Genomic DNA, 19,219 nt, shown 5'->3' on the forward strand with positions numbered 1-19,219 from the left:
TTCTCGCCGGCTGCATCGTCTGGACGCTGAGCATGTCCGCCGCAGCGGCCGGCCCGGCGCTGAACGATCGGGCGCGTCTCGATCCCCTCGCCTTCCACGATCTCGCGGGCTGGGAGGACGACGATCACGCGGCGGCCTTCCAGGCCTTCCTCCGCTCCTGCCGGGCCCTCGAGGCGCAGGCGGCGGAGCTGCGGCCCGCCCAGGCGCCGCAAGCCGATCTTCTCGCCGTCTGCCGGGAGGCCCTGAAGCGGCCCGATCCCGGCAGGGCCGAGGCCAAGCGCTTCTTCGAGGCGCATTTCCAGCCCTTCGCCGTCGTCCCCTCCTCCGGCCAGGGCTTTCTCACCGGCTATTACGAGCCCGAATTCGAGGGCTCTCGGACACCGGACGAGGCCTATTCCGTGCCGCTTCTCGACCGGCCCGAGGATCTCGTCACCATCCCCCAGGGTGAAACCCTGCCCGGCCTGGAAGGGCTCCAGGCGGCCCGGCGCACGCCGGACGGATACGAGCCCTATCCGGATCGCGCCGCCATCGAGGACGGGGCGCTCGGCACGCTCGCCAGGCCCGTCGTCTACCTCAAGGAGCCGGGCGAGGCCTTCATCATCCACGTGCAGGGCTCGGCCCGCATCCGGCTCGGCGACGGCTCGGTGATGCGGGTGGCCTATGCCGGGCGCAACGGGCGGCCCTATACCTCCATCGGCCGCCTGCTGGTCGAGCGGGGCGAGATGGATCTGGAGACCATGACCCTGGCCAAGCTGATGGGCTGGCTGAAGGACCATCCGCAGGAGGCCAGGGACCTCATGCGGCAGAACCGGTCCTACATCTTCTTCCGGGAGGCGGCGGAACTCGCGCCGGAGGATGGCCCCATCGGCGGGGCGGGCATTCCCCTCGTTCCCGGGCGGAGCCTCGCGGTGGACCGGTCCCTCTGGGCCTATGGCCTGCCCATCTGGCTCGACGGGCAATTGCCCGTGACGCTCGATGAGGCCGAGCCCCTGGGACGGCTCATGATCGCCCAGGATACGGGCTCGGCCATCGTCGGCCCGGCCCGGGGCGATTTCTTCTTCGGCAGCGGCGAGGAAGCGGGGCGGCGCGCCGGGCTCCTGCGCCATGCGGTGCGCTTCGTGATCCTGCAGCCGAAATCCGGTTCATGAGCAAGAGAAGCCGCACCCGCCAGCTCAGCCCCGATGAGAAGCGGCTCTGGTCCCATGTGGCCAGGCACGTGAAGCCCATGAAGGGCAAGGGCCTGCCGCCGGAACCGGAGCCCGAGGAAAAGACCGCCACCGCCCCGGTCCCGCAGATCGCGGCGCCCGCGCCCGTGCTGTCCCCTCTCCCGCCTCCAAAGCCCGCCCTGCCGCCGCTGGCTCCCGTGGAGCGCAAGACGCTCCAGGCCCTGCGCCGGGGCCGCAAGGAGGTGGACAGCGTCATCGACCTGCACGGCATGCGCCAGGAAGAGGCCCATTTCGCCCTCCTGCGCTTTCTCCACCGGGCGCAGGGTTCCGGCTACGGGCTCGTTCTCGTGATCACCGGCAAGGGCGGCGCGAGCGTCGGCGCAGGCCCGTTCGAGGAACGTGGGGTCCTGCGGCGCATGGTGCCCCACTGGCTGCGCCTGCCCGACCTGCGCCACGTAGTCATCGGGTTCGAGGAGGCCTCTCCCCAGCACGGCGGTTCCGGTGCACTCTATGTGAGGCTCCGCCGCAGGCGGGGCGGGGAGCGAACGGGATGACGCCCTTCGGTGAACGGGTGCGGCAACTGCGCCGCGAACGCGGCCTGATGCTGAAGGACATGGCCGCGCATCTGGGCGTGTCGAGCGCCTATCTCTCGGCGCTCGAGCGCGGGGAGCGCGGAAAGCCGACCTGGGCCCTGCTCCAGGGCGTCCTGCAATATTTCCACATCATCTGGGACGAGGCCGACGAACTCGCGCGCCTTGCCGATCTCTCCGACCCCCGGGTGAAGATCGACACGGCCAATACCGATCCCAAGGCGACGCTTCTCGCCAACCGGCTGGCGCGGGAAATCCGCTCCCTTTCGTCCGAGGACCTCGACGCGATGCTCGCCATCCTCGAGCGGGCGCAGGAGCGGGAGCGCCGGGCGGCGCTCTCCGCCGAGGCCGTCCAGGCCCCCTCGCCCGTTTCCCGGTGACCCGACCGAGGCTTCAGGACTTCGTCAGCGCCACGCTCTCGGCGATCAGCCTCAATCCCAGCCCGCCCATGACGGCCCCGGCCAGGCGGTCGATCCAGGGCTTGTAGCTCAGATAGACCGAGCGCGGATGGCGGGCGGAAAAGGCAAGGGCCACGATGGCGTACCAGCCTGCTTCCACGAGGAAGATCAGCGGCGGCAGGGCCATGAGCATCCATGCGGGCGGAGAAGCCGGCAGGAGCGCCGCAAAGATGCTGCCATAGACGACGGCCGTCTTCGGGTTGCTGATCTGCGTGACGAAGGCGAAGGAAAACGACCGCAGGAGGGATCCCTTTTCGAAGACTTCGCGATCCGGAACGGCGATCGGCTCACGGGCGCCGCGCCAGATGCGGATGCCCAGATAGATCAGATAGGCGCCGCCCATAAGCTTCAGGGCGAGATAGAGCCATTCCACCCGCATCAGCAGCGCGCTCAGGCCGAGAAGTGCCAGGATCCCGAAGGTCGCGCCGCCGAGGCCCATGCCGAGGGCGGCGGACAGCCCGGCCAGGCGGGATGCGGTGATCGCAATGCGGGATACGAGGACGAAACTCGGGCCGGGGCTGATCGCTCCGATGAGCAGAGCGCCGACAATGCTGAACAGGATGACGGTCATGGACATGGCTGGTCTCTCCGACAGATGTGGTGCCCAGGCGAACGGCGTCCAAACCCGCGCTTCCCGATGGTGCTCCATCCGATCTCGCCAGTAACGCGGCGGATGAAAGTATTCACGTTATGTTATTCAATGCAATCCGCATGAGGATCGGGTCCGCTTCCATCAAGCCGAGGCCTTGACCTCCCCTGCCCCGGATGCGAAAGCGCCCCGTCTCTTCCTCAATCCGGTGGCTCATGTCCCAGACCCGCATCGACGTTCTCACCCTCGGCAACGCCATCGTTGACGTGCTCGCCCATACGGACGAGGCCTTCCTGCTGCAGAAGAAGGTCCACAAGGGCGCCATGCAGCTCATCGACGAGACGCGCGCCGAGGAGCTCTACGCCGACATGGGCCCGGCAATCATCGTGTCGGGCGGCTCCGGTGCCAACACGGCGGCGGGCGCGGCCGCCCTCGGCGTGAAGGCGGGCTTCATCGGCAAGGTGAAGAACGACGAGACGGGCAAGCTCTTCGCGCACGACCTGAAGGCGATCGACGTGCATTATGACGTGACGCCCGCCGAGGACGGCCCCGCCACCGCGCGCAGCTTCATCCTGGTGACGCCCGACGGCGAGCGCACCATGAACACCTATCTCGGCGCCTGCCAGAACCTCACCCCCGACGATGTGAAGCCGGAAACGGTGCGCGCCTCGAGCATCGTCTATCTCGAAGGCTATCTCTGGGATCCGCCGGCCGCGAAGGAAGCCTTCCGCAAGGCGGTGCGGATCGCGCACGAGGCGGGCAACCAGGTGGCGCTCACCCTGTCCGACGCCTTCTGCGTCGACCGTTACCGCGACGAGTTCCTCGGCCTCATGCGGGACGGGAGCCTCGACATCCTCTTCGCCAATATCCACGAGCTGCAGAGCCTCTACGGCACCTCGGACGCGAACACGGCGCTCGCGGCTTTGCGCGAGGAGAAGGTGCTCGGCGTCGTCACCCGCTCGGCCGAAGGCGCGCTGGTGGTGAGCCGCGGTGAGACGCTCGCCGTTCCGGCCTTCCCCGTGGAGCGCGTGGTCGACACCACGGGCGCGGGCGACCTCTTCGCCGCGGGCTTCCTCGCCGGTCTCGTCAAGAATCTCGACCTCGCCGACTGCGCCCGCCTCGGTGGCTTGGCCGCCGCCGAGATCATCTCCCATCTCGGGGCCCGCCCGCAGGCGAACCTTAAGGAACTGGCGCAGCAGGAAGGGCTTTTGGGCTGAGGCTCATCCCTTCTTCCCGCTGCCGGGAACAGAGATCCGCGTACCTCACCCGCCCGTCCGCCCGAACCACAGGCTGAACAGGGCGGCAAGGGAAACGAGCGCCAGGAAACCGTTGAAGAGCACAAGCAGGAACGGCGCGATCCGCTGCACGTCGGGCTGCGGCGGCTGCGCGCCCGTGAACACCTGACGCCAGACGGCCGCCGCGAAGCAGAAGGCGCTGAAGAGGACGAGAATCGAGCCGGTGGAGAGGATCGTCCATTCCGGCACCACGCCTTCCAAAAGCTTCTTCGCGCCGATGCCGGAGGCGAGCGAAGCCAAGCCCGTGCGCACCCAGGCGGCATAGGTGCGCTCGGCGGCGAAGACCGTGCGGTTCGCCGCCAGTTCCGTGCGCCGGTCGGCGCTGTCCTTCAGCTGAACGGTGGCGACGGCGGTCGTGTGCGCAGCGGCCTGCGTGTGCTCCGCCGCCTCCTGCGTCTGCTCGGCAGCGTCCTGTGCGTGCTCGGCGCTGCGCCTGAGTTTTTCGTCGAGCGGCTGCGTGGCCATGATTCCTCCCTGTGACGGAGGAACAACGCTCACGGTTGCGAAAAAGGTCTATCGCCTCACAGCCGTCTCAGCGCCACCGTCTCGATCCGGTGGCTCGCGCCCTTCGTCAGGATCAGGCTCGCGCGCTGGCGGGTCGGCACGATGTTCTCGCGCAGGTTCACCAGGTTGATGCGGTTCCACAGGCCGTCGGCGATGCCGATGGCTTCCGTCTCGGCCAGCTCCGCATAGCGGCGGAAATAGGAGAGCGGGTCGCGGAAGGCCGTGTGGCGCAGGCGCAGGAAGCGGTTCACGTACCAGCGGTGCAGGTCTTCCTCGTCCGCGTCGATATAGACCGAGAAGTCGAAGAAGTCGGAGACGAAGGGAATGGCCGTGCCGTCCTTGGGCATGCGCGCCGGCTGGAGCACGTTGAGCCCCTCGACGATGAGGATGTCCGGCCGGTCGACCGTCGTTTCCTCGCCGGGCACCACGTCGTAGACGAGGTGCGAATAGAGCGGCGCCTTCACGTTGCGCTTGCCCGCCTTGATATCGGCGAGGAAGTGCAGGAGCTTGCCCGTGTCGTAGCTCTCGGGAAAGCCTTTGCGCTCCATGAGGCCCAGCCGCGTCAGCTCGGCATTGGGCAGAAGAAACCCGTCCGTGGTGACGAGGTCCACCTTCGGCGTGTTGGGCCAGCGGGCGAGGAGCGCCTTCAGCACGCGCGCCGTGGTGGACTTGCCCACCGCCACCGAGCCCGCCACGCCGATGATGTAGGGCACCTTCTCCTCCTTCTCGGCGAGAAGGAAGCGTTGGGTCGCCTTGAACAGCCCCTGCGTCGCCGCGACGTAGAGCGAGAGCAGGCGCGAGAGCGGCAGATAGATCGCCGCCACCTCGTCGAGCGAGATAGGATCGTTGAGGGATTGCAGCTGCATCACCTCGTCGGCGGTGAGCGTCATCGGCGCATCGGCGCGCAGCTTCGCCCATTCATCGCGCGTGAAGGTGCGGTAGGGCGACAGCCCGTCATCGGTCTCAGGAGTGGAAACCACGTTGGGCTGGTCCATGCGACCCACCTTTCCGTTCAGAGCATCGGACCCGAAAGCAGCAGGCCCTTCCGGATCTTATTCGATGCTCATGTCTTGAAGAACGCATCGTTGAAGCGGACGAGACGAGCCACATGCGTGACCCGGAGATCCGCACGATGCGTCAGGTCTTGCGCGCCGCTTTCTCGGCAAGCCCCGACTGCGCCGTGCGGCGCTCCAGTTCGGCCATCACGTCACTTAGCGGAATGTTCGCGCCCTGCAACACGACCAAAAGATGATACAGCACATCCGCCGCCTCGGCCGTAAGATTCTGCCGGTCCCCCTGGACGGCGGCGATGGCGGCCTCCACCGCCTCCTCCCCCAGTTTCTTGGCAGCCTTGGCGGGTCCGTCGGCCAGAAGCTTGGCCGTGTAGGATTCGGTCGCGGGAGCCGCCGCGCGGGTCGCGACGATGCGGGCGAGATCGGTGAGGGTGAAGGTGGTCATGGTTGGACTAGCCCGGCAGCGTTACGACAAGAGGTCCGTTTCGGGTGGCGACGACCGTGTGCTCGTACTGGACCGTCGGAGCGCGGGGATCGCTGAGCAGCGTCCATTCATCGTCGCCGTCCGTCGCTAAAGTGGCACCCAGCGACAGGAAGGGTTCCACCGTAAAAACGAGGCCCTCGTTCATGATCCGCCGCTCGGAGCGATCCGGCCAGGTGGGGATTTCTCCCGGCTCTTCATGAAGGGAATGGCCGATGCCGTGGCTCGCCAGGTTGCGAACCAGGGTATAGCCGTTCTTCTGCGCAAACTGACCGATGGCCTGGCCGATCCCCGCAACCGGCTTGTCGGCGCCGACCTGGCGCAGGCCGATCCACATGGCGCGCCGTCCGTCCCGGCATAGCCGCTTGACAGCATTCGTGACCGGTGGGACCGCGAAGGAAGCACCGGTATCGGCATAGACCCCATTCTTTTCCGCCGAGATGTCGATGTTGACGAGATCGCCCGCCGCGATCCGGCGCGATCCGGGAATGCCGTGGGCGATCTCTTCGTTCACGCTGATGCAGGTCGCGCCGGGAAAATCGTAAACGAGCTCCGGGCCGGAACGCGCCCCTTCCTTTTCGAGAAGCCCGCGGCCGATCATATCGAGTTCCGCCGTCGTCATCCCGGGCTCGAGCGCGGCAGCCATGGCCTCGAGGGTATTGGCGACGATCCTGCCGATATCCTGCAGCTTGTTCAGATCGTCCTCGTTGGAGATCGTCATTCGCTAAATCCCTTGTGTCTTATCCGGGATGGTCGGCTGCGATTGCCATGGAAACCGCCTTAGTGCCGATTTGCGGCAGCCTGTGCCGGTTCGTCCAGCCGCATCTTCAGGCCCTTCTCGGCCATGTAGTGCTTCGCTTCGCCGATGGTGTGCGTGCCGAAATGGAAGATCGAGGCGGCGAGCACGGCGCTGGCATGGCCCTTCTCGACGCCATCCACCAGATGATCGAGATTGCCGACGCCGCCGGAGGCGATGACGGGCACCGAGACCGCATCCGCGATGGCGCGCATCAGCGCGAGGTCGTAGCCGCCCTTGGTGCCGTCGCGGTCCATGGAGGTGACGAGCAGCTCCCCTGCCCCGAGCTCCGCCACCTGCTTAGCGAAGGCGACGGCGTCGATGCCAGTGGCGTTGCGCCCGCCATGGGTGAAGATTTCCCAGCGCGGCGGCTCGTCTTCACCGGAGACCTTCTTCGCGTCGATGGCGACGACGATGCATTGCGCGCCGAACTTTTCGGCGGCCTCGCGCACGAAATCCGGGTTCTTCACCGCGGCGGTGTTGATCGAGACCTTGTCGGCTCCGGCGAGCAGCAGATTGCGGATATCCTCGACATTGCGTACGCCGCCGCCCACCGTGAGCGGCATGAAGCAGGCTTCCGCCGTGCGGCTCACCACGTCGAGCAGGATGCCGCGCGCCTCGTGGCTCGCGGTGATGTCGAGGAAGCAGAGCTCGTCGGCGCCGGCGGCGTCATAGGCCTTGGCCGCCTCCACCGGATCCCCCGCATCGACGAGGTCGACGAACTGCACGCCCTTCACGACGCGCCCGTCCTTGACGTCCAAACAGGGAATGAGGCGCACTTTCAGCATCGGGCATTGTCCTTGCGCGCGGTGCGCAGCAGCGCCAGCGCCTGTTCCGGATCGATGCGCCCGTCATAGAGGGCGCGCCCGGAGATGGCGCCGTCGAGGACGGCGCAGTCGGGTTGGGTCAGGCGCTCGATATCGGCCATGGAGGCGAGGCCGCCGGAGGCGATGACCGGGATCGAGACGGCGCGGGCCAGCCCAAGGGTCATCGGGAAGTTGAGGCCTTTCAGGATGCCGTCGCGGGCGATGTCCGTGTAGATGATGGCGGCGACGCCTGCATCCTCGAAGCGGCGGCCGAGTTCTTCCGCGGAGAGGGTCGAGGTCTGGGCCCAGCCCTCCACGGCCACGAGCCCGTCCTTGGCGTCGATGCCCACCGCGATCTTGCCGGGATGAAGCCGCGCGGCTTCCCGCACGAAGGCCGGGTCGCGCACGGCGGCGGTGCCGATGATCACGCGGGACACGCCCTTGCCGAGCCAGCCCTCGACGGTCTTCATGTCGCGGATGCCGCCGCCGAGCTGCACGGGAATGTGCACGCGCTTGAGAATCTCTTCCACCGCGGAGGCGTTCATCGGCTTGCCGGCGAAGGCTCCGTCGAGGTCGACCACGTGCAGCCACTCGAAGCCCTGGCGCTCGAAGGTGGCGGCCTGGTCGGCGGGATCGTCGTTGAACACGGTCGCCTGGTCCATGTCGCCTTGAACGAGGCGGACGCAGCGGCCCTCTTTGAGATCGATTGCGGGATAAAGGATCACGGACGCCACCTTAAGAAATTGGCGATGAGCCTGAGGCCGAGCGCCTGGCTCTTTTCGGGGTGAAACTGGGTGCCGACGATGTTGTCGCGCCCGACGACGGCCGTGACTGGCCCGCCGTAATCGGTGGTGGCGATCACGTCGTTCGGATCGGCGGCCGAGAGCGCATAGGAATGCACGAAATAGGCGTGCAGCCCGTCCGGCCCGGTCGGAATGCCCTCGAAGAGCGGATGCGGCTTCGCGATGTCGAGGGTGTTCCAGCCCATATGCGGGATCTTCAGGGACAGATCGCTCGGCGCGATGGCCTTCACGTCGCCGTGGATCCAGTCGAGGCCGTAGCTCACGCTGTGCTCGAGGCCCCGCGTCGCCATGAGCTGCATGCCGACGCAGATGCCGAGGAAGGGAATCCCCTCCTCCCGGACGCGCTTCTGCAACGCCTCCACCATGCCCGGCACCGAATCGAGGCCGCGGCGGCAATCGGCGAAAGCGCCGACGCCCGGCAGCACGATCCGGTCCGCCTTGGCGATGAGGTTGGGATCGGAGGAGACGGTAACGGTCTGGTCGAGGCCTGCCTCGCGCGCCGCCCGCTCGAAGGCCTTGGCGGCGGAGTGCAGGTTGCCGGACCCGTAATCGATGATGACGACGCTCACCGGGGACGCTCCGCATCGGGGAAGAGGCCGATCACAGGCTCGGACCTCCGGGGGGTGGACGGGATCGGCGTGAAAGCCGGGCTGCGGGGCTGCGTCGCGGGCCTTGCACCGAGCCAGCGGGCGAAGGCCTTGGCCTCCGCCTCGTCCAGATCGTCCGCCGCGACCGCGTCGACCATGGGCAGGCCGCTGCGGCCTAAGGTCCAGCGCCTGAGGCTGTTGGCTTCAAGACCGATCAGGGCTTGCAGCAGGAGCTGGGCGACGGTGGCCGCGAGAGGATGCACGTCGAGCAGGGCCAGGACAGCCCCAAAGGCGAAGACGAGAACCAGCACGGCGAAGCCCGCGAGCCACAGCCTGTGGACGAAGAACCAGAGGAAGGTAAAGAAGAAGGCTCCCCAGGAGAAGGCATCCTTCACGAGTTCCGATTCGTCCAAAGCGGCCGGATCACCCGGCCGCGCATCGCGCGGGAGGTGCAGGGTAAAGGTGGTCATGGCGACGTTTCCTTGGGGCCTCGTCCGGAGAGGTGACGATGAACGTCCCGCCGGACAAGGCACGACCCGATGGATTTAGAGCGTACCCTTGGTGGAGGGAACGCGGCCTTCTTCCCTTGGGTCCACGGCCACGGCCTGACGCAAGGCCCGTGCCAGACCCTTGAAGCAGCTCTCGGCGATATGATGGCTGTTCTCGCCGTAGAGCGTCTCCACGTGGAGCGTCAGGCCCGCATTCATGGCGAAGGCCTGATGGAACTCGCGCACCAGCTCGGTGTCGAAAACGCCGATCTTCTCCGTCGGGAAGGCGGTGCGGAAGACCAGGAACGGGCGGCCCGAGATGTCGAGGGCAATGCGCGTCAGGGTCTCGTCCATCGGCACATGGATGTCCGCATAGCGGGTGATGCCCTTTTTATCGCCAAGCGCCTTGGCGATAGCCTGGCCCAGCGCGATTCCCGTATCCTCGGTGGTATGATGCTGGTCCACATGCAGGTCGCCGGTCACCTTCACGGTGAGGTCGAAGAGACCGTGCCTGGCGAACAATTCGAGCATGTGGTCGAGGAAGCCGACCCCCGTGGAGATCTCGGCCTTGCCGGTGCCATCGAGGGCAATCGACACGGTGACATCGGTCTCGGCGGTGCGACGGCTGACGCTCGCGGAGCGCATCATGAGGTTCCTTTGGCGGTAAGAGACGGCGCTTTCTATCAAGCCGCGACGAGAAACGCCACCCGCGTTGCTTTTGGCCGATGAGTGATTAAGTCAGACCTTGCGGCCCTGGAGGCCGTCGACCTTCCTTCCCGCCTGCCGGAGTCCCGTTCCCGTGTCCGAAGACGCCACCCCCCGCATGCATGCCACCACCATCCTCATGGTCCGCAAAGGCGGCCGCGTCGTCATCGGCGGCGACGGCCAGGTCAGCCTCGGCCAGACCGTGGTGAAGGGCAATGCGCGCAAGGTCCGCCGCCTGTCCAAGGGCGGGGTGATCGGCGGCTTCGCGGGCTCCACAGCGGATGCCTTCACCCTCTTCGAGCGCCTCGAGGGCAAGCTCGAGCAATATCCCGGCCAGCTCACCCGCGCCTGCGTGGAACTCACCAAGGACTGGCGCACCGACCGCTACCTGCGCCGCCTGGAGGCCATGATGCTCGTCGCCGACAAGGAGGTGGGCCTGCTGCTCTCCGGTGCGGGCGACGTGCTGGAGCCGGAGAACGGAATCATGGCCATCGGCTCCGGCGGCAATTATGCGCTCGCCGCCGCGCGGGCTCTCGCCGACAGCGAGCTCGACGCGGAGGCCATCGTGCGCCGCTCGCTGAACATCGCGGCCGAGATCTGCGTCTACACGAATGCCAACATCGTCATCGAAACGCTCGATGAGGCCTGATGGCCAAGGCCATAACGTAACGACGAAACACTTTCAGCCAAGATATCTCATGACCACCTTCTCCCCCCGCGAAATCGTTTCCGAACTCGACCGTTACATCGTTGGCCAGAACGACGCCAAGCGCGCCGTGGCGATTGCCTTGCGCAACCGCTGGCGGCGTCAGCAGCTGGAAGGCTCGCTCCGCGAAGAGGTGGCGCCGAAGAACATCCTGATGATCGGCCCCACCGGCTGCGGCAAGACGGAGATCTCCCGCCGTCTCGCCAAGCTCGCGGGCGCGCCCTTCATCAAGGTCGAGGCGACCAAGTTCACCGAGGTCGGCTATGTGGGCCGCGACGTGGAGCAGATCGTGCGCGACCTGGTGGAGATCGGCATCGGCCTCGTGAAGGACGAGCGCCGCCGTCAGGTGCAGGCGAAGGCCCATGTGGCGGCGGAGGAGCGCGTGCTCGATGCCCTCGTCGGCCAGACGGCGAGCGCCTCCACGCGCGACGCGTTCCGCCGCAAGCTGCGCGCCAACGAGCTCGACGACAAGGAGATCGAGATCGAGCTGCAATCGGGCGCAGGGCAGGGGCTTCCGATGTTCGAGATTCCCGGCATGCCGGGCGCGTCGGTCGGCGCGATCAATCTCTCCGACATGTTCGGCAAGGCCTTCGGCGGCAAGCCCAAGACGCGCCGCACCACCGTGCGCGAGGCCTATGATCCGCTGGTGACGGAGGAGGCCGACAAGCTTCTCGATCAGGACGCCATCGTGCAGGAGGCGCTCCGCCAGGTGGAGAACAACGGCATCGTGTTCCTCGACGAGATCGACAAGATCTGCGCCCGCGAGGGCCGCTCCGGGGCCGATGTCTCGCGCGAGGGCGTGCAGCGCGATCTTCTGCCGCTGATCGAGGGCACCACAGTCTCCACCAAGTACGGGCCCGTGAAGACGGACCACATCCTCTTCATCGCCTCGGGCGCGTTCCATGTGTCGAAGCCGTCGGACCTTCTCCCCGAGCTGCAGGGCCGCCTGCCGATCCGCGTGGAGCTGTCGCCGCTGACGGTGGAGGATTTCAAGCGCATCCTCACCGAGACCGAGGCGAGCCTGATCAAGCAATCCGTCGCGCTCATGAAGACGGAGGGCGTGGAGCTCGTGTTCACGGACGACGCCATCGACGCGCTGGCGCAAGTGGCGGTGGAGGTGAACAACTCCGTCGAGAATATCGGCGCGCGCCGCCTGCAGACGGTATTGGAGCGCGTGCTGGACGATGTGTCCTTCACCGCGCCCGACCGGTCCGGCGAGATCGTCACCATCGACGCCGCCTATGTGCGCGGCGAGGTGGAGACGCTGGCGAAGAACACGGACCTGAGCCGCTTCATCCTCTGACGGCGCAAGCGCCGTCTGCAGGCCGCTCTGACAAAGATCAAAACCTTGCAGGGCGACATAGGTATTCTGATAAGGCTCGACCGGCGGGAACTGCGCCGTGACGACGACGTTGTCAGAGACATGGAAGGATACGGCCATGCGCAAGTTCATTCTTACCGCCTTGGCCACAGCCGTGCTTGTACCGGCCTCTCTGCTTGCCGGTTCAGCCTCCGCGCAGGTGGCGCCTTCGACGACATTCCAGCAACTTCTCGAACGGGATCAGATAACAGCCGTCTATGCGGCGCGCGGCGGCCGAGGCGGTGGCGCTGCCATGAGGAGGCCTGCCGGCATGCATGCGGGCGCCTATCGGGGCGGTGCTTACCGGGGCGCCTATCGCGGCGGAGCGTATCGCGCAGGCGTTTACCGCGGTAACGCCGTCCGTGCGGGCGCTTACCGCGGTCCCTATGCGGGGCGCTATTACGGCGGCCGGTATTACAGGCCCTACGCCGCCTATGGCCGGCCCTATTATCGTGGAGCGTACAGGCCCTATTACGGCGGGGGGTATTACCGTCCGTATTACGGCGGCGGCTACTCCTATCCCTACGGCTACGGCGCCGCCGCCGCAGCGGGCGCTTTGATCGGGGGTGCCATCGCATCGCAGCCTATGGTGACGGGCAGCGTCGGATCGGCCGCCGCTTACTGCGCGCAGCGCTACCGCTCCTACAACCCGGCGACCGGCACCTTCACCGGCTACGACGGACGGCAGCATCCCTGCCCATAGATGAGTAACCTTCGTGCGTGACGAAACGGGCCTTTTCGGGCCCGTTTCGCATGGCTGCGGCGTGTGTGGGGCTCCTCATCACCTTCTTGCGAGAGCCGGTCCGGAGAAGAAAGAGAGAGGAACACTCTCCGCTTTCAGGCGTTCGCCTCCCAACAATGGAGGAGTTTCCCATGCAGAAAGCGTTCATGGCTCTTGTCACGGCAGCGACCATTGGTTCGGCCGCCCTTGCTGCGGCACCCGCCCAGGCGCAGGCGGCGCCGGTCGACGCGCTCGTGACCGCCATCCGGAACGGCGATGTGAAGGCCGATTACGTTCAGCACCGCCGCTATTATTACCGCGGCGGACCGCGCTATGTGGAGCGCCGCTATTACGGCCCGCGCCGTTACGGTTATTACGGCAACCGCTATTACTATCGCCGCGACCGGGGCAACGCCCTGGCGGCCGGCGCCATCGGTCTCGCCACTGGCGCGATCATCGGCGGCGCCATCGCCCAGTCGCAGGCGGCTCCGGCCTATTCCGGCAACGCCTATTGCGCGCAGCGCTACCGGTCCTACGATCCGGCCTCGGGCACCTATCTGGGCTATGACGGCCTGCGCCATCCCTGCCCGTAAAGCGGCGGCGCCATCCTGAAATGAATGAAGCGGGCTCATGGCCCGCTTCTTTTTTCGTCTGCGCCGGAGATTTACTTCGCCGCGATGACGGCGATCTCGACCTTGAACTGGGGAGCTGCGAGCTTCGCCTCGACAGTCGCGCGGGCCGGCGTGTTGCCGGGGGAGACCCAGGCGTCCCACACGGCGTTCATCTCCTGGAAGGTCGCCATGTCGGTGAGCCAGATATTCGCCATCAGGATCTTCGACTTGTCGGAGCCCGCCTCGGCCAGCAGGCTGTCGATGATGGACAGGATTTCCGTCGTCTGTTCCGTGACGCTCTTGCCTGCGCTCTGGCTGGCGACTTGGCCTGCGAGATAGACCGTGTTGCCGTGAACGACGGCGCCGCTCATGCGGGGGCCGGGCTTGATGCGCTGGATGGTCATGATGTGCCTCTTTGAATCACGAAGATTCCTCTTTTGGCCGCTCGCAAGCGCAGCGTAAAGAGCCGGCACGCGCGTTGCGCCCATTCTCGTGTGTCTTCAACAGCAGGGAACCGGTTCGCCCCGCAGCCGTTCACCGGGCACTTGCACTGCGTATCCGTTTGAATGCTCGAAATGCGAGGTGCCGATATGTTGAAGACGACGATCGCGAGCCTGGCCGTTGCCATGGCTCTTTCCTGTCCGTCTTACGCCCTGGCGCAGGGCAGGCCGAGCCAGGATTTCATCAAGAAGGCCATCGAGGGAAATCTGGCGGAAGTCGCGGTGGGCCAGCTCGCCCAGCAGAAGGGCAACAGCGAAGGCGTCAAGAATTTCGGGCGTCAGCTCGAGACGGATCATTCCGCCGCGAACCAGAAGGCCATGTCCGTGGCGACTTCCATGGGGGTGACGCCGCCGACCGGGCCCAACAAGCACCAGAGAGAGGTTTACCAGAAGCTCTCCAAGCTTTCGGGCGCCGCCTTCGACCGCGCATTCATCAAGGAAGCGATGACGGATCACAAGAAGGACGTCGCGGAATATGAGAAGGAAGCCAAGCGGCAGAACGATCCGGTGGCCGGCTATGCCGGTGAGACCCTGCCGGCGCTGCAGAACCATTTGAAGATGGCCGAATCCCTGTCGGCCGCAAAGACGCAATAGGGACAGGCTCAGTAGAGCGTCGTCTTCTGCCGTTCGGGCAAAGCCTTGTCATAGGCTTCGCCGTCGAAGCGGTTCCCGCTCAGGGCCGCGAGGATCCGGCCGGCGCTCGGAAGGCTTTCACGCGCCACATGCTTTTGCGGGTTCCAGAGTTCCGAGCGCAGGATAGCGCGGGCGCATTGGAAGAACACGCTCTCGACGGCGATCCGCAGAACGGTCTTCGGCGCCTTGCCGTCGATGGCGAAGCTGTCCAGGAGGCCGGGCTCGGTGGAGATTGCGGCGCGGCCGTTGACGCGCAGGGTTTCGCCGATGCCGGGGATGAGGAAGAGCAGGGCGACACGCGGATCGCGCACGATGTTGCGCAAGGAATCGATGCGGTTGTTGCCGCGCCGGTCCGGCAGCAGGAGGGTCTTGTCGTCGGCCACGCGCACGAAGCCCGGCCCGTCGCCGCGCGGCGAGCAATCGAGTCCTTCCGGTCCGGCGGTCGCGAGCGCCACGAAAGGCGCGGCCTCGATGAAGGCGCGGTATTCCGGGACGATGCGGTCGATTTCCTTCTGGAGCGAGGCCTCGCCCGGTGCGCCGTAGAGGCTCTCAAGCTCCGCCACGCTGGCGATGATGTGCGAATCGGGCACGGTGGCGTCCTCCGGCACCGGCAGCGGTGCCGGATCTTCTTACCCGATCGGAAAACCTCTTCAACCCGGCTCAGGCATTGCCGATGAGCACGCCCGCAGCAAAGACGAGCGCGCCGCCGAGCACCACCTGAAAAGCGGCGCGCAGGAAGGGCGTCTCCATGTAGCGGTTCTGGATGAAGGCGATGGCCCACAATTCCGCGAAGACGATGGCCGCCGCGATGAACGTCGCCGTCCAGAAATGCGGGATGAGATAGGGCAGGGCGTGGCCGAGGCCGCCGATGGCGGTCATGATGCCGGAGGCGAAGCCGCGCTTCACCGGCGAGCCGCGCCCGGAGAGCTTTCCGTCGTCGTGGGCCGCTTCCGTGAAGCCCATGGAGATGCCCGCGCCCACCGAGGCCGAGAGGCCGACGAGGAAGGTCTGCCAGGTATCCTGCGTGGCGAAGGCTGCCGCAAAAATCGGGGCGAGGGTCGAGACCGAGCCGTCCATGAGCCCGGCGAGGCCCGGCTGCACATAGGTGAGAATGAACTGCCGCCGCTCGGTCTGGGCCTCCTCCTCCTGCACCGATTCCGGCGTATAGGCGAGGCCGAGGCGGCGGGCGAGGGATTCGTGGCCCTGCTCCGCCGCCGCCAGGTCGCCCAGGAGCTTGCGTGTCGAGGCGTCGGTGGAGCGCTTGGCGGCCTCCACATAGAAACGGTGCGCCTGCGCCTCCATGTTTTCAGCCATGGCACGCACCTTCTCGATGCCGAGCGGGCGCACGAGCCAGTCGGGCTTGCGCTCGTAATAGCCGCGCACATGCTCGCGCCGGATCAACGGGATCGTCTCGCCGAAGCGCTGCCGATGCAGCTCGATCAGCGCCGCCCGGTGCCCGTCCTCCTCGACCGCCATCTCCTCGAAGACCTTGGCCGATTGCGGAAACTGTTCCCTCAGGCCATCCGCATAAGCGCGGTAGATCCGCGCATCGTCCTCTTCCGATGAGATGGCCAGCGCGAGGATTTCCTGCTCGCTCAAGGAATCGAAGGAGCGGCGGTCGAAGCCGAAGACACGGGAGAGCATGGGAGGAGCCTTGTTTAGAAGAGTTCTAAATAATCTTCCAAGGTGAGGACGTCAATCCGGTGCCGCTTGAGAAGGATGCAAGCCAGAGGAGCAATCAGAGCTTTGGCCGTGAGTGCTCACCCTGACAGGGCGTGAGGACTGACTGATCCGGCGATAGTGATTTGACAATCGGAAGCCGGAGGCTGCTGCTGTCGTGAAATCGAACCCGCGATCGATTTTGCGGAACAGCGAACGCTTAGGAGGCGCATGCAGGATTGGACAAAACCGGCTCGTGAGACGAAGTCCAGGGGAATCCTGTTCCGCTGGCGTGAACTGCGCTTGGCGACGGGGCTCGTGCTGGGCCTCTTCCTGCTTACCCATTTCAGCAATCATGCCTTGGGTCTCATTTCCATCGAGGCAATGGAGCAGGGCAGGGCGTGGTTCAATCTTCTGTGGCGAAACCCGCTCGGCACATTCCTTCTCTACGGGTCGCTGCTTACGCATTTCCTCATGGCGCTCCTGGCACTCTACCGGCGGCGCACGTTGCGCATGCCATGGCGCGAAGCAACGCAGTTGGCCTTGGGCCTCTCGCTGCCGTTTCTCGTAATCACGCATGTGGTGGGAACGCGTGTCGAATGGAGCCTGACCGGCTGGGGCGTCGGTTATCCGGAAGTGATCCGCAATCTCTGGATCCGCTCGCCTGAGATCGGCCTGCGCCAGACCATCGCGCTCATCGTCGCCTGGCTTCACGGATGTCTCGGAATCTTCTTCTGGCTGCGCGCGAGAACCTGGTTTGCGCGTTACGCGCTGCTTCTCTACACGGGCGCCGTTCTCGTGCCGGTTCTGGCACTTCTGGGCTTCGTCTCGGCAGGCAAGGAGATCGCCAGGGCTCCTGATCTATACGGTCCCGCCATGCGGATTTCATCCGCGGCTGCCGATAAGCTCGCCCACATCAATGTGGGGCTTTACGCGGGCTTTGCTGCGCTCGTTCTCAGCGCGTTCATCGCGCGTATCATCCGCAGCAGCCTGTTGAAGGCGCAAAACGTCCGGATCGTCTATCCCAACAATCAGATCGTCAGCGTGCCGCTGGGTTTCAGCGTGCTGGAAGCAAGCCGCCTTGCGGGCATCCCGCATGTGTCTGTCTGTGGCGGGCGAGGGCGGTGCTCCACCTGCCGCGTGCGCCTCGTCGACGGAGAAGAGGGGCAACCGCCGCCCAGCGGTCAGGAGCGGGGTACGCTCGCGCGGATCAATGCCGGGCCGCATGTGCGGCTCGCCTGCCAGTTCCGGCCCGTGCACGACGTGGCGGTGGTGCCGATCCTGTCTACGGGACGCCAGGGCGTCACGTCCCTGGTGCGCGGCACCGCAGAGCAGGGGCAGGAACGCGAGATCGCTGTTCTGTTCTGCGACCTGCGCGGTTTCACGAGCCTCGCCGAACGGCATCTGCCGTTCGATACCGTCTTCATTCTCAATCGCTATTTCGAGATGGTGGGCGAAAGCGTGGAGAATGCAGGCGGCTATATCGACAAGTTCATCGGCGACGGCGTGCTGGCTCTCTTCGGCCTTAAAGCCTCGCCGCAGGAAGCAGCCAGGCAGGCGGTCGATGCGGCATTGAGAATTCACGCAGGGCTCATCGCGCTCAACCGGCAATATGCGAGCGAGTTCGAGAAGCCCCTTAAGATCGCCATGAGCCTTCACGCCGGTCCCGTCATCGTTGGCAAGATGGGCTACGGCCAGGCAACGAGCCTCACGGCCGTCGGCGATACCATCAATGCGGCAAGCCGTCTGGAGGGCTTGGCGAAGGAACTCGATGCGGAACTGGTGATCTCCGACGACATTGCCATGCGCGCGGGTCTCGACCTGTCGGATTGCAAACGGAGCACCCTCTCCATCAGGGGAAGGGCCGCGTCTCTCGACTGCTGGATCATTCCCGAGGTGGAAACGCTGGCGCGATGACCGAAAGCATCGAGTAGCTCTGGCGCTATTTCATAAGAAGTTGGAATTGATATATTTTTGCAATCGCTCAGGATGAACCCTGAGGCTTGGTCGGAGATGACGAGGCGATATGCAAAGAATAGCTGCTTTGGTTGGACTGTTCTTGTTGGGAGCAGGATATGCGGTGCGAGCAGCGGAGCAGTGCTCTTTTCGTGCGGTGGGCGGAAGAGAAGATCTCTGGATTGCATCAGGAGAGGCTGATGCTTGCGATGTGAAACGAGTGGTAACTCCCAATTATGACTGTCGCATCTGGGTTGGAGTTCATCACGGGTATCAAGGCCTCAGCTGTGGCGACTTAAGTGGAAAATGGGGCGCAACCGGCCTCGGATTTCAAGGATCTGCGCTGACCACGGTCGGGACGGATCGGAGAGTCAAGCTCCCTAAACACTCTCAACTGAGGAAGACATGGCTGGCACCGATTGACCAGGAGGGCCTAAGCAAGAGCTACCCGATCGATATGGACGAATACATCGATTACTACCCGCGCCGGTTTACAGCGATAGGTGCAAAAATCGACTTAAAGAATCCGCACTTCAGGACAACGGCCCAGACGCTTCGCTACGTGACCATGAAAGGCGAGCAAAGAGTTGCCGTGACTGGAGAAGCTATATTGGATTGTCTGAGACTCTACTTCTACACCTGGGTCGAGCCAGCAAAATCTGATGTTGCCGAGCAAGACATGGCTGCTTTCCTCAAGGATTTGCGTCTGGAGCCCGTCACAGAGATTGACAAGCGCCGCGACTGGGCCTGCCGGCGTCGGGATTAGGAATGTGCCCAGCCGCGTAGAACGTC

At 65.4% G+C, this 19,219-nt stretch carries 24 protein-coding genes and 1 riboswitch; of the genes, 11 read left to right on the plus strand and 13 right to left on the minus strand.

Annotated features, from left to right (window positions below; translation table 11 throughout):
- Positions 1-32 precede the first annotated feature (32 nt).
- From mltA to L879_RS0100200, 3 genes are read left to right on the plus strand one after another with little or no spacing between them, the layout of a single operon-like run.
- Complete coding sequence (gene mltA, locus L879_RS0100190; protein ID WP_051434987.1) at positions 33-1,148, plus strand: murein transglycosylase A; 1,116 nt, start codon at positions 33-35, stop codon at positions 1,146-1,148.
- A complete protein-coding gene (locus L879_RS0100195; RefSeq protein WP_027314349.1) occupies positions 1,145-1,720 on the plus strand; it encodes a Smr/MutS family protein in 576 nt (191 codons plus the stop codon). The genes mltA and L879_RS0100195 overlap by 4 nt, the downstream gene beginning before the upstream one ends.
- On the plus strand, positions 1,717-2,136 hold the full coding sequence (locus tag L879_RS0100200; RefSeq protein WP_027314350.1) for a helix-turn-helix domain-containing protein: 420 nt from the start codon (positions 1,717-1,719) through the stop codon (positions 2,134-2,136). The genes L879_RS0100195 and L879_RS0100200 overlap by 4 nt, the downstream gene beginning before the upstream one ends.
- 13 nt (positions 2,137-2,149) lie before the next feature.
- Here the strand turns inward: L879_RS0100200 and L879_RS0100205 are convergent, their stop codons facing one another.
- A complete protein-coding gene (locus L879_RS0100205; RefSeq protein WP_027314351.1) occupies positions 2,150-2,791 on the minus strand; it encodes a LysE family translocator in 642 nt (213 codons plus the stop codon).
- A gap of 18 nt (positions 2,792-2,809) precedes the next feature.
- Positions 2,810-2,890: riboswitch (ZMP/ZTP riboswitch) on the minus strand.
- Between the two features lie 128 nt (positions 2,891-3,018).
- Here L879_RS0100205 and L879_RS0100215 point away from each other — a divergent pair.
- Positions 3,019-4,020: an adenosine kinase gene (locus tag L879_RS0100215; protein WP_027314352.1), complete on the plus strand. Its 1,002-nt coding sequence runs from the start codon at positions 3,019-3,021 to the stop codon at positions 4,018-4,020.
- A gap of 45 nt (positions 4,021-4,065) precedes the next feature.
- On the opposite strand, the gene L879_RS0100220 is transcribed toward L879_RS0100215, so the two are convergent.
- The 9 genes from L879_RS0100220 to hisB form a co-directional block, all read right to left on the minus strand.
- Positions 4,066-4,563, minus strand: coding sequence for a YidH family protein (locus L879_RS0100220; protein WP_027314353.1), 498 nt, complete (start codon positions 4,561-4,563; stop codon positions 4,066-4,068).
- Between the two features lie 56 nt (positions 4,564-4,619).
- A complete protein-coding gene (coaA, locus tag L879_RS0100225; protein WP_051434922.1) occupies positions 4,620-5,597 on the minus strand; it encodes a type I pantothenate kinase in 978 nt (325 codons plus the stop codon).
- A gap of 142 nt (positions 5,598-5,739) precedes the next feature.
- Positions 5,740-6,060 (minus strand): phosphoribosyl-ATP diphosphatase, encoded by a 321-nt coding sequence (locus tag L879_RS0100230; RefSeq protein WP_027314355.1) that lies wholly within the window; start codon positions 6,058-6,060, stop codon positions 5,740-5,742.
- 7 nt (positions 6,061-6,067) lie between these two features.
- Positions 6,068-6,817, minus strand: a complete 750-nt coding sequence (gene map, locus L879_RS0100235; RefSeq protein WP_027314356.1) for a type I methionyl aminopeptidase — start codon at positions 6,815-6,817, stop codon at positions 6,068-6,070.
- 59 nt (positions 6,818-6,876) lie between these two features.
- Complete coding sequence (gene hisF / locus L879_RS0100240; protein ID WP_027314357.1) at positions 6,877-7,680, minus strand: imidazole glycerol phosphate synthase subunit HisF; 804 nt, start codon at positions 7,678-7,680, stop codon at positions 6,877-6,879.
- On the minus strand, positions 7,674-8,432 hold the full coding sequence (hisA, locus tag L879_RS0100245) for a 1-(5-phosphoribosyl)-5-[(5-phosphoribosylamino)methylideneamino]imidazole-4-carboxamide isomerase (protein WP_183501302.1): 759 nt from the start codon (positions 8,430-8,432) through the stop codon (positions 7,674-7,676). The genes hisF and hisA overlap by 7 nt, the downstream gene beginning before the upstream one ends.
- Positions 8,420-9,070 (minus strand): imidazole glycerol phosphate synthase subunit HisH, encoded by a 651-nt coding sequence (gene hisH / locus L879_RS0100250; protein ID WP_027314359.1) that lies wholly within the window; start codon positions 9,068-9,070, stop codon positions 8,420-8,422. The genes hisA and hisH overlap by 13 nt, the downstream gene beginning before the upstream one ends.
- The gene (locus L879_RS0100255; protein ID WP_027314360.1) at positions 9,067-9,558 is read right to left on the minus strand and encodes a DUF2628 domain-containing protein; all 492 of its coding nucleotides are present in this window, start codon (positions 9,556-9,558) and stop codon (positions 9,067-9,069) included. The genes hisH and L879_RS0100255 overlap by 4 nt, the downstream gene beginning before the upstream one ends.
- 75 nt (positions 9,559-9,633) lie before the next feature.
- Positions 9,634-10,221: an imidazoleglycerol-phosphate dehydratase HisB gene (gene hisB / locus L879_RS0100260; RefSeq protein WP_027314361.1), complete on the minus strand. Its 588-nt coding sequence runs from the start codon at positions 10,219-10,221 to the stop codon at positions 9,634-9,636.
- A 178-nt stretch (positions 10,222-10,399) separates the two neighbouring features.
- Here hisB and hslV point away from each other — a divergent pair, with 178 nt between their 5' ends.
- The 4 genes from hslV to L879_RS19830 all read left to right on the plus strand — a co-directional run bounded on the left by hslV (position 10,400) and on the right by L879_RS19830 (position 13,661).
- Positions 10,400-10,930, plus strand: a complete 531-nt coding sequence (hslV, locus tag L879_RS0100265) for an ATP-dependent protease subunit HslV (protein WP_027314362.1) — start codon at positions 10,400-10,402, stop codon at positions 10,928-10,930.
- Positions 10,931-10,979: 49 nt separating this feature from the next.
- The gene (gene hslU, locus L879_RS0100270) at positions 10,980-12,290 is read left to right on the plus strand and encodes an ATP-dependent protease ATPase subunit HslU (protein ID WP_027314363.1); all 1,311 of its coding nucleotides are present in this window, start codon (positions 10,980-10,982) and stop codon (positions 12,288-12,290) included.
- Between the two features lie 136 nt (positions 12,291-12,426).
- Positions 12,427-13,050, plus strand: coding sequence for a BA14K family protein (locus tag L879_RS22440; RefSeq protein WP_051434923.1), 624 nt, complete (start codon positions 12,427-12,429; stop codon positions 13,048-13,050).
- Positions 13,051-13,220: 170 nt separating this feature from the next.
- Positions 13,221-13,661, plus strand: coding sequence for a BA14K family protein (locus L879_RS19830; protein WP_084020657.1), 441 nt, complete (start codon positions 13,221-13,223; stop codon positions 13,659-13,661).
- A 71-nt stretch (positions 13,662-13,732) separates the two neighbouring features.
- On the opposite strand, the gene L879_RS0100285 is transcribed toward L879_RS19830, so the two are convergent.
- Positions 13,733-14,083: a RidA family protein gene (locus L879_RS0100285; protein WP_027314364.1), complete on the minus strand. Its 351-nt coding sequence runs from the start codon at positions 14,081-14,083 to the stop codon at positions 13,733-13,735.
- A gap of 186 nt (positions 14,084-14,269) precedes the next feature.
- Between L879_RS0100285 and L879_RS0100290 the strand changes: the two genes are divergently transcribed.
- The gene (locus L879_RS0100290) at positions 14,270-14,773 is read left to right on the plus strand and encodes a DUF4142 domain-containing protein (protein WP_051434924.1); all 504 of its coding nucleotides are present in this window, start codon (positions 14,270-14,272) and stop codon (positions 14,771-14,773) included.
- A gap of 8 nt (positions 14,774-14,781) precedes the next feature.
- Here the strand turns inward: L879_RS0100290 and L879_RS0100295 are convergent, their stop codons facing one another.
- Entirely contained in the window at positions 14,782-15,402 is a 621-nt protein-coding gene (locus L879_RS0100295) for a pyridoxamine 5'-phosphate oxidase family protein (RefSeq protein ID WP_027314366.1), read from the minus strand.
- A gap of 70 nt (positions 15,403-15,472) precedes the next feature.
- Positions 15,473-16,456, minus strand: a complete 984-nt coding sequence (gene mbfA / locus L879_RS0100300) for an iron exporter MbfA (RefSeq protein WP_027314367.1) — start codon at positions 16,454-16,456, stop codon at positions 15,473-15,475.
- 246 nt (positions 16,457-16,702) lie between these two features.
- Between mbfA and L879_RS0100305 the strand changes: the two genes are divergently transcribed.
- Both L879_RS0100305 and L879_RS23430 read left to right on the plus strand, forming a co-directional pair.
- The gene (locus L879_RS0100305; RefSeq protein WP_051434925.1) at positions 16,703-18,388 is read left to right on the plus strand and encodes an adenylate/guanylate cyclase domain-containing protein; all 1,686 of its coding nucleotides are present in this window, start codon (positions 16,703-16,705) and stop codon (positions 18,386-18,388) included.
- A gap of 109 nt (positions 18,389-18,497) precedes the next feature.
- Entirely contained in the window at positions 18,498-19,193 is a 696-nt protein-coding gene (locus L879_RS23430; RefSeq protein ID WP_154664032.1) for a hypothetical protein, read from the plus strand.
- The last annotated feature ends 26 nt before the right edge of the window (positions 19,194-19,219 follow it).

Source organism: Microvirga flocculans ATCC BAA-817 (genome assembly GCF_000518665.1).
Taxonomy (GTDB): Bacteria; Pseudomonadota; Alphaproteobacteria; order Rhizobiales; family Beijerinckiaceae; genus Microvirga; species Microvirga flocculans.